The organism is Novosphingobium sp. KN65.2, assembly GCF_001368935.1.
GTDB lineage: Bacteria > Pseudomonadota > Alphaproteobacteria > Sphingomonadales > Sphingomonadaceae > Novosphingobium > Novosphingobium mathurense.
Genome location: NZ_CCBH010000060.1, coordinates 1 through 655, shown reverse-complemented (window position 1 = coordinate 655; position 655 = coordinate 1). Strand labels below are relative to the sequence as shown.

Here is a 655-nt window from a genome sequence, read left to right as displayed (position 1 = left end):
GCGCCGGAGATGGAGAAGCGTCTCCGCTGGTTCTGGCGGCGCGGCTTTGATCCGAGCTGGCGTCTGGATGAGACCTACGTAAAGGTGCGGGGCAAATGGACCTACCTGTACCGGGCGGTCGACAAACGGGGCGACACGATTGATTTCTATCTGTCATCGACACGCAGCGCCAAAGCGGCGAAGCGCTTTCTGGGCAAAGCTCTTCGTGGCCTGAAGGACTGGGAAAAGCCGGCCAAACTCAATACCGACAAGGCACCCAGCTACGGCGCAGCAATCGCTGAGCTGAAACGCGAAGGCAAACTGGCGGCGGAAACCGAGCACCGGCAGGTGAAATATCTGAACAACGTGCTCGAGGCCGACCACGGCAAGCTGAAGATGCTGATCAAGCCGGTACGTGGCTTCAAGTCGATGCCAACGGCCTACGCCACGATCAAGGGCTTCGAGGTCATGCGCGCCCTACGCAAAGGACAGGCCCAGGCATGGTGCCTGCAGCCAGGTATCATGGGGGAGGTGCGCCTGGTTGAAAGAGCATTCGGAATTGGACCCTCGGCCCTGACCGAAACCATGATTATGCTCAATAAGCATTTCGCCAATGCTGCCTAATCCCCCAACTGGGTGACGCCGCGCGGCCGTGCCCCATGTTTGCAACAGAGCC

General features: G+C 59.7%; 1 protein-coding gene. It reads left to right on the top strand.

Annotated features, from left to right (window positions below; translation table 11 throughout):
- A partial coding sequence (locus SPHV1_RS02235; RefSeq protein WP_054944482.1) for an IS6 family transposase occupies positions 1-603 on the top strand: 603 nt, incomplete at its 5' end.
- Positions 604-655 lie beyond the last annotated feature (52 nt).